8 protein-coding genes are annotated in these 8323 nt (G+C 41.3%); 5 read left to right on the forward strand and 3 right to left on the reverse strand.

Going from position 1 to position 8323, the window contains the following annotated elements; genetic code table 11:
- Positions 1-54: 54 nt before the first annotated feature.
- The 4 genes from Q0192_RS13220 to Q0192_RS13235 all read left to right on the forward strand — a co-directional run bounded on the left by Q0192_RS13220 (position 55) and on the right by Q0192_RS13235 (position 3964).
- Positions 55-576 (forward strand): DUF2480 family protein, encoded by a 522-nt coding sequence (locus tag Q0192_RS13220; RefSeq protein WP_299289969.1) that lies wholly within the window; start codon positions 55-57, stop codon positions 574-576.
- Positions 577-602: 26 nt separating this feature from the next.
- The gene (locus tag Q0192_RS13225; RefSeq protein ID WP_299289962.1) at positions 603-1388 is read left to right on the forward strand and encodes a DUF3108 domain-containing protein; all 786 of its coding nucleotides are present in this window, start codon (positions 603-605) and stop codon (positions 1386-1388) included.
- A 168-nt stretch (positions 1389-1556) separates the two neighbouring features.
- On the forward strand, positions 1557-2123 hold the full coding sequence (locus tag Q0192_RS13230; RefSeq protein WP_299289963.1) for a DUF3109 family protein: 567 nt from the start codon (positions 1557-1559) through the stop codon (positions 2121-2123).
- 218 nt (positions 2124-2341) lie between these two features.
- Positions 2342-3964 carry a gliding motility protein RemB gene (locus Q0192_RS13235; protein WP_299289964.1) on the forward strand — a complete coding sequence of 541 codons (1623 nt, stop codon included), beginning with the start codon at positions 2342-2344 and terminating at the stop codon, positions 3962-3964.
- 72 nt (positions 3965-4036) lie between these two features.
- Here the strand turns inward: Q0192_RS13235 and Q0192_RS13240 are convergent, their stop codons facing one another.
- The 3 genes from Q0192_RS13240 to Q0192_RS13250 all read right to left on the reverse strand — a co-directional run bounded on the left by Q0192_RS13240 (position 4037) and on the right by Q0192_RS13250 (position 7676).
- Positions 4037-5611 (reverse strand): Na+/H+ antiporter, encoded by a 1575-nt coding sequence (locus tag Q0192_RS13240; protein WP_299289965.1) that lies wholly within the window; start codon positions 5609-5611, stop codon positions 4037-4039.
- Positions 5612-5904: 293 nt separating this feature from the next.
- Positions 5905-6678 carry an SDR family oxidoreductase gene (locus tag Q0192_RS13245; protein ID WP_299289966.1) on the reverse strand — a complete coding sequence of 258 codons (774 nt, stop codon included), beginning with the start codon at positions 6676-6678 and terminating at the stop codon, positions 5905-5907.
- A gap of 110 nt (positions 6679-6788) precedes the next feature.
- A complete protein-coding gene (locus tag Q0192_RS13250; RefSeq protein WP_299289967.1) occupies positions 6789-7676 on the reverse strand; it encodes a helix-turn-helix domain-containing protein in 888 nt (295 codons plus the stop codon).
- 160 nt (positions 7677-7836) lie between these two features.
- On the opposite strand from Q0192_RS13250, the gene Q0192_RS13255 reads away from it, so the two are divergent.
- Positions 7837-8280: an aldo/keto reductase gene (locus Q0192_RS13255; RefSeq protein WP_299289968.1), complete on the forward strand. Its 444-nt coding sequence runs from the start codon at positions 7837-7839 to the stop codon at positions 8278-8280.
- Positions 8281-8323 lie beyond the last annotated feature (43 nt).

Below are 8323 nucleotides of genomic sequence, written 5' to 3' on the forward strand. Positions count from 1 at the left end.
AATTTTGCATCCGGAAATAAGTATATTGTTTCCGGATTTTTTTATTTTATCAGCATGGAAATTCAGGGAAATATAGTAAACAAAGTTGCGCAAAGCGGTTTGGTTTCTTTTGACCCTGCCAGCCTTTATCCAACAGGCGAGCGGGTTTTGTACGATATCAAAGACAACCTTTTTATGGGTTTGATCCTGCGCGAAAAAGATTTCAGGGAGTTTATCAAACAGCACAACTGGGCGCAATATCAGGATCAGTTTGTGGCCATTACTTGCTCGGTTGATGCGATTGTGCCAACCTGGGCTTATATGCTTTTGGCAAACAAACTTTCTGTAATGGCAAAAAAAGTGGTTTTTGGGGATTTAAATACTTTGGAAACTGTTTTGTTTGAAGAAGCAATTGGCAACCTGGATTTAGAAAAGTTTCGCGACCAGCGCGTAGTCATAAAAGGTTGCGGCGATGTTGTCGTACCGCAATCGGCTTACGTAAGTTTAACTTTTCGCCTTACGCCCATCGTAAAAAGTATTCTTTATGGCGAACCTTGTTCAACTGTTCCTGTTTACAAACGTAAAGAAGCTGTATAAAAAATTTATTTTCCGTCTTACCGTTTATGGCTAAAAAAATCTGGATACCAATTACGCTGATCTTTACGCTGCATTATTTGGTATCTGCCCAGGAACTGGCCAAAAGAAGCACGTTGGCTTTTAAAGACGGCGAACAGTTGAGTTACCGTTTAAAGTATGGCATTTTTACCGGTGCCGAAGCCAATTTAAGGGTAGAAGAAAGCGGCATTAAATTTAATAACAAACCAACTTATCATATTGTAATTGATGGCAAGACATCAGGGAGTTTTGATGTTTTTTTCAAGGTACGCAACCGCTACGAAAGTTTTATTGACCGCAACACTTTAACGCCTTATTACTATACAGAAAACCGCCGTGAAGGAAAATACCGCCGAACAGATAAAGTAACTTTCGATTACGAAGCCAAAAAAATTACGGCGCAAAATGGCGTTTATCCTTTTAAAGGCCAAATTTTTGATTTGCCTTCTGCTTATTATTTTGCCCGGGAATTGGATATGTCAAAAGTTAAAGTAGGTGAGGAACTGACTTTGCAATACTTTTCGGAAAATAAAGTAGAAAACCTGGGCATTACATATTTAGGAAAAGAAACTATAGCCTGCGAATTAGGGACTTTTAACTGTCTGAAATTTTCGCCTTCTATCATTGCTGGAAGGATTTTTAGGAAAGACAGCAAATTGTATTTGTGGATTACGAATGACGGAAACCGCATCCCGATTAAAGCGCAGGTAGAAATTTTGGTGGGTACGGTTACGTTGGAAATTTCAGGTGCAAAAAATTTAAAATATCCGTTAGGCGGGTTATCTCAGGAATAATAAAAGCTTGTATAAATTTGTTTAATAGGCTTTCGATGCTTCTTTTATCACCTAAAAATTGGTAAACATTTATTTCTTGGTTTATAAAAATTAATACAGGCACCAAATTTAATAGGGTAAAAGAAGCATCGGGTATTTTCACCAAATAAAATTTAAACAGGCTCTAAAATGATTGAAGTTAAAAATACGTTGGTGCACGAGGATGTAATTGCCGAGAACTTTGTTTGTAACTTAAACCGTTGCAAGGGTGCTTGTTGCGTAGAAGGGGATTCGGGCGCGCCATTAAACCTGGACGAGCTGAATGTGCTGGAAAAAATCTACCCGGCCGTAAAACCTTACATGACGGCCAAAGGCATCGAAACCATTGAGCAAGTTGGCACTTCGGTTGTTGATTTTGAAGGGGATTACACCACGCCTTGTGTGGATGGCAACAAAGAATGCGCTTATGTAACTTGGGAAAACGGCATTACCAAATGTGCCATAGAAAAAGCATACGAAGCAGGCGCAACCGATTGGAAAAAACCCATTTCCTGCCATTTGTATCCCATCCGCATTACAAAATACCCGGAGTTTGAAGTTTTGTATTATGACCGTTGGAGCATTTGCAGCCCGGCCTGCGCTTTCGGAAACGAGTTGAAAGTAAGCGTTTACCAGTTTTTAAAAGATCCGTTGATTAGGAAATACGGCGCAGATTGGTACACCGAACTTCAGGAAAAAGTGTCCGAATTAAAGTAGCTGGATAAAAATTTTCTTTTCTGTAATTATTTTAATATTTGCACCGTATAAACAGCAAAGCAAATAATCATTTAGGCTGGGGTAATACCTTCCGCAATCAAATTTTGCTGATACTGTTTTTACCATACAAAAATTAATATGCTGCTAACCCTGCCGTCTTTTACTACGTTATCCAATTCTATTTATTTCATCCGGCTTCATTTCAACCACTTTATTTTATGAAAAGAAAATTACTTGGTATAGTTATCATACTGTTTTTATGCCGGATAAATGCGTGGGCACAATCCAACTATCTGCCTTATGCTTACCAGTTTTACCAAAAGTTAGATTCGAGCGTTTATTCCAATAAATCCAGGTTCCACAGTTCCATGAAGCCTTTTTTGGTTGACGATACTTTGATCAGTCGGCAATACCAGTCTTTAATGAATGCCGGTGTAGATTCTGTTGGTAAAAGAAGTTGGCTGCACCGCAAAATATTTAACGAACATTTGGTTGATATCAAGGAAAAAGGTTTTACCGCTTATGTAGATTATCTGCCCGATCTGACTTTAGGCCGGGATTTTTCCAACAGTAAAACCACCTGGTTAAATACGCGTGGTTATCAGGTTGGCGGCACCATCGGCAGCAAATTTTCCTTTTACACCAGCGGTTACGAAAACCAGGCCGTGTTTGCAGATTATGTAGATAAATACATCAACAGAACGGCAAACAGCGTCATCTACATTGTTCCGGGGCAAGCTTACGACAGGAGTTTTGGCAAAAGGATTCGTGATTGGTCTTACTCAACGGCATTGTTGTCTTACACGCCCGTTAAATATTTAAATATTGCTTTAGGCCAGGACAAAACCTTTATCGGCGATGGTTACCGTTCAGTTTTATTGTCGGATTTTGCTTCCAATTATCCTTTTTTAAAGCTGACCGGCACGTTAGGAAACGTGCGTTACATGGCCATGTGGGCGTATATGCAAGACCCAACAGCACCAAAATTTTCTTACCAGGACGATTACCGGCGGAAATGGGGCGTTTTTCATTACCTGGATTGGAACGTAAGCAATAAAGTATCTTTAGGTTTTTTTGATTCTATAATTTGGGGCGATAAAGATGAAGCCGGAAACAAGCGCGGGTTTGATTTTAACTATGCCAATCCGGTTATTTTCCTGCGCCCGTTAGAAGCAAATAATGGTTCCGGCGATAATGCCTTGATTGGTTTTACCGGAAAATACAAATTTGTTGATAAGGCTGCTGTTTATGGGCAATTTGCTTTGGATGAATTTGTAGCCAAAGATTTTTTTTCCAACACTGGCAGCATTCGCAATAAATATGCCTGGCAATTAGGCACACGCGGTGCAGATTTGTTAGGTGTAAAACGTTTAAACTACTTGCTGGAATTTAACAATTCCAAGCCTTATACTTATTCTGAAGTTGTTCAGATCATCAATTATTCGCAAAACACAGAACCTTTGGCACACCCTTTTGGCGCTAATTTTCGCGAAGTGGTTGGGATTTTAAATTATGCGATTGGCCGTTTTAATTTTTATGGGCAAGGGGAATTCGGGCATTACGGTTTGGATGCCACCTTGACTGATAATTATGGCAAGGATATTTTTAAACCTTACGACCAGGGCACAAATCTTACCGGCAACTATACCGGGCAAGGGCTAACCACCAATTTGTATTATGGCGAAGGCCGGGTTTCCTACATCCTCAACCCAAAATATAATCTGCGTTTGGAAGTTGGCGGCATCCTTCGGCACGAAGCCAATGCACAAACGATCAGCAATACGGCAATGTTTACTATCGGCCTGCGCAGCAGTTTCAGAAATTTGTATTATGATTTTTGAGGGTGAAGGTAGTGTCTGATAATTACGGTTATGTTAAGTAGGGGAAATTAGATGATCTCTTCTACTCATATTTTACAAAAAATTTAGTTTTTCTTCTTCTAAGTCCAGGTACAACAGGTGCCTCCGCACGACATCCTCACTTAATGTGTTTTTCTCGTGGTTTTTTTGAATCAGCCACTTACGCTGCTGGTTAAGTATCTGCTGATAAATGCTTTTGGGTTGATTGGCTAATTCAGCTTCATCTGGTTCTGCAGTACCTAACTGCCATTTCTGCTCCATCTGCTGCAAAGCCGGCTGCTCTTTTAACTCTTTCTGATAGTTGCTGTGCAGGTAATCTATTGCAACTTGATTAAGTTGCTTTCTTAGCGCCATATACATCTCTTCTTCGGATAAGTTATTATCCCTATCGGTGAGGTTTAATCGTTTAATGATCAGGGGAAGCGTTAATCCCTGTACTAACAAGGTAGTCAGGATGACAACGAAGGTGATAAAAAGGATCAGGTTGCGCTGGGGAAATACCGTTCCATCTGTAAGGTGTGTAGGAATAGACAAGGCGGCAGCAAGTGAAACTACGCCACGCATTCCGACCCAGCCGATTACAAAAGGTGCCCGTGCGCCGGGATTACGCGGATCAGCTACGGTGATGAAATTACGGGCAATCAGGGTAAATACAACTGCTCCATAGGCCGATAACAAACGGGTGATCACCAAAACGAGCGTAATGAGCAAGCCGTAACGAATGCCTACGGTTACGCCTGTATCTCCTAGTTCACTTATAATTTGCGGTAGATCCAGGCCAATGAGAATGAATACCAGGCCATTTAACATAAAGCTTAAACTTTCCCATACGTTCACATTCCTTAAACGCGACGTGCTGGTAAGGAAGCGCAACCGGCGATTAGAGAGCAGTAATCCACCTGCTACCACGGCCAGAACACCGGAGCTGCCAATTTCCTCTCCCAGTATGTACATAACATACGGTGTAACAAGCGTCAGAACGATATCCATATTGGCATCTGTCGGCAGGAATTTATGCATCTTCATTATTATCCAACCGGCTGCTAAACCACTACCAATCCCGCCAAGTACCATCCATACAAAAGAAAGGGCTGCCTCATGCCAGACAAATTGCCCTGTACCTACAGCAATCAGGGCAAACCGGAAAATGATAAGTGAGGAAGCATCATTGAGCAAACTTTCACCTTCCAGGATAGATGATACGGTTTTAGGTACTTTGACAAACTTCAGGATTGCACCCGCACTTACTGCATCGGGCGGGGATACGATACCGCCCAGCAAGAAACCAAGTGCCAAAGAAAAGCCAGGTATAAAGCGATTTGCAGCCAGTGCAACAGCCAGCGCCGTAAAGAATACAATCGGGAAAGCAAAACCGCTGATCACGCGGCGCCAGCGCCATAGTTCTTTCCAGGATATTTGCCAAGCAGCATCATATAGCAAAGGCGGTAAAAAGATGGCAAATATGAGTTCGGACTCGATATGCAACTGAGGTATTCCCGGAACAAAACTAATTAGCAGTCCGGCAATCACCAGAAGAACCGGGTAGGCAATTTTGAGCCTGTTGGCGAGCATGATCAGTAGCAGGATGGTGACTACAAGGCAGAGGTAAAAGGGGAAATGATCAATCATAAGAAAAGGCCGGGTAAATAGTAAATGTAGTTATTTTTGTAAAATAACTTAGCGCTTTGCCACTATTCCTGCGTCCCTTTCCCCGGATATTAACTACGAATTTCTAATGATTTGATCTAACAAAATCCATATTATAAAATAAAAGAGCTTTTTTACTTAAATGAGAACCAGCTATAATTGCTTTCAGGTCTGCTCTCTGCAGAAAAGGGTACCCGATAGTATTATAATAAATACCGGATACCCTTTATATAATAACAATTAACGCAATTGACTTTGAGCAAAAGCTATCCTAATTAATTTTTACCTGCGTAAACCATTGTTTGTCCACCATCGACGGTCAATTCTATTCCCGTGATGAAGCTGCTGGCTTCGGAAGCAAGGAATACAACGGCATTTCCCATGTCTTCAGCAGTACCTACACGGCCAACTGGAATTTCGGTAGTCACACTGTCAACATAGTTCTGTACCTGCTCTTCCGACATTCCCTGCTCAGTGCGATACCCTTCTGTGGGAACTACTCCAGGGCTAAGGGCATTAACACGAATTTTCCGGTCTTTTAGATCCGTGGTCCAGCTTCTTGCAAATGAACGGACAGCGGCCTTGGTTGCAGCATAAATACCAAAGCCTCTAAGCCCCATATAAGCCGTGATGGAGGCATTCAGAATAATTGAGCTGCCATCCTTTAAAATAGGCAACATACCTTGAACTGTAAAGATTACGCCTTTCACATTGACATTGTAGGTCTTATCCATATAATCTTCGGTAACTTCTTCCAGTGGTACAGGGTTACCACCCCCTGCATTAGCGAAAACAACATCCAAAGAACCTTTTTCTGTTTTGATGATCGCCGCTACGTCTTCCATTGCTTTCTTACTGGTTACATCTGCCCGTATGGCCCTTGCGTTTTGTCCAAGCTTGGCTAATGCTTCATCCAACTGCTGCTGTCTGCGACCGGTGATGTAAACGAATGCTCCGGCTGCTATGAGTGATTGTGCTGCGCCGAAACCGATTCCTGAATTACCCCTGGTAACAAGGGCTACTTTTCCTTTTAATACTTGAGTTTTCATTTGATTATTTCTAATTTGTTTCTTAAGATGCGTGTTTAACACCACGAAATTAGACCATCGCTGGTAATGGTTTTTAACGTTAATCAAATCGAAAACTATAATAATCAAACCTATACCGGTTGAACTTCTTTTGCCTTGAACGATTTGGGAATGGCTCCGGTTATCTTTTTGAAATGGTTGTTAAAGTAGGTCGGATATTCAAAGCCGAGGGCGTAAGCAATTTCAGCTATACTCCATTCCGTATGCTGCAGTAATGCTTTGGCTTCCGTTGCTATGCGTTCGGCAATATGAATGGTGGTTGGTTTACCTGTAACTTCTTTAACTGATTTGTTCAGGTAATTGACATGAACATTTAAATGCTGCGCAAACTCCTGTGCAGTCCTGATTTTGAGCGGTTGATTGGTGTTTTCAACTGGAAACTGTCGTTCCAGTAATTCCAGAAACAGGAATGCGACCCGGGATGCCGCGTTTTTGTACTTCACCAAATGATCCTGCGGATTCATTTTAAGGGCCTCCTGAATAATGAGATGTAAATAACTGCGAACCAGATCGTCCTTATAAGTATATTGTGATTCTTGTTCTGCCATTATCTTTTGAAATATCATGGTCAAAAACGCTGTTTGTTGCTCGTTAATAGCTACCACTGGTGAATTTGCCAGTTTGAACAAGGGTGATTCATGATGACTGCCAGGGCGGTCATTCAGTTTCAAAAACTCTTCGGAAAACAGGCAGGCATATCCAGTCATCATCTCCGATTGGATATGGGAAGAATAAGGAATATGGGGATTTCCGAAAAATAGAAAAGTGCCATCTATATCTATACTGCGGTCTGCGTAATTTAACAAGGTATGACCGGTGATCAGACAGACCTTGTAAAAATCCCGGCGTCCATAGATAGGGATAGGATGTACCCTGGTTTCTACCTCGTAGGCTTTAAAGCCCCTCATTTGTAAATCACCTATTGGATATGCTGCGAGTTCAGCTACCTTTTCATTCATTTTACAAAGTTAATATAATCAAAGCTGAAATTATAAAAATTAGTGCCTTGGTGGTATTTCAAATTGATTTGATTATTATACTTTTTGGTTTGATTGTATTTAAAAAAGTTTTTGTTTTTGAGGCCACCTTTGTACTATTAAATCAAACAAAAAACTATCTATGAAAACAGTCAAATTGAATAATGGAGTGGAAATGCCAATTTTAGGATTAGGCGTATTCCGGGTATCTGACCCGCAGGAATGTGAAGACATCGTTTGCGAAGCAATCAAAGCCGGTTACCGGCTGATCGATACAGCGGCCGCCTACGAGAACGAAGAAGCAGTCGGCAGAGGTATTAAAAAAAGCGGCGTTGACCGTCGGGAACTTTTTATAACCACCAAACTTTGGGTGCAGGATACGGGCTACGAAAGTACGAAAGCGGCCTTTGCTAAATCGTTGCAGAAATTACAGTTAGACTACCTGGACCTTTACCTGATCCATCAGGCATTTGGTGATGTCTACGGATCGTGGAAAGCAATGGAAGAACTTTATAAAGAAAACAAGACCAGGGCCATCGGCGTGAGTAACTTTTATCCTGATAGGATAGCCGACCTATTAACCTGAGTTCGATTAATAAATATTGATAAAAGTTTGCCAATCAATAGAA

Origin of the sequence: uncultured Mucilaginibacter sp., assembly GCF_937859865.1 — a bacterium.
Classification (GTDB): domain Bacteria; phylum Bacteroidota; class Bacteroidia; order Sphingobacteriales; family Sphingobacteriaceae; genus Mucilaginibacter_A.

Bases quoted from the DNA above. Each gene is read 5' to 3' on its own strand.
- Q0192_RS13225 (WP_299289962.1), top strand. From the start codon at position 603: ATGGCTAAAAAAATCTGGATACCAATTACGCTGATCTTTACGCTGCAT.
- Q0192_RS13240 (WP_299289965.1), bottom strand. From the start codon at position 5,611: ATGATTGATCATTTCCCCTTTTACCTCTGCCTTGTAGTCACCATCCTG.
- Q0192_RS13245 (WP_299289966.1), bottom strand. From the start codon at position 6,678: ATGAAAACTCAAGTATTAAAAGGAAAAGTAGCCCTTGTTACCAGGGGT.
- Q0192_RS13235 (WP_299289964.1), top strand. From the start codon at position 2,342: ATGAAAAGAAAATTACTTGGTATAGTTATCATACTGTTTTTATGCCGG.
- Q0192_RS13250 (WP_299289967.1), bottom strand. From the start codon at position 7,676: ATGAATGAAAAGGTAGCTGAACTCGCAGCATATCCAATAGGTGATTTA.
- Q0192_RS13230 (WP_299289963.1), top strand. From the start codon at position 1,557: ATGATTGAAGTTAAAAATACGTTGGTGCACGAGGATGTAATTGCCGAG.
- Q0192_RS13255 (WP_299289968.1), top strand. From the start codon at position 7,837: ATGAAAACAGTCAAATTGAATAATGGAGTGGAAATGCCAATTTTAGGA.
- Q0192_RS13220 (WP_299289969.1), top strand. From the start codon at position 55: ATGGAAATTCAGGGAAATATAGTAAACAAAGTTGCGCAAAGCGGTTTG.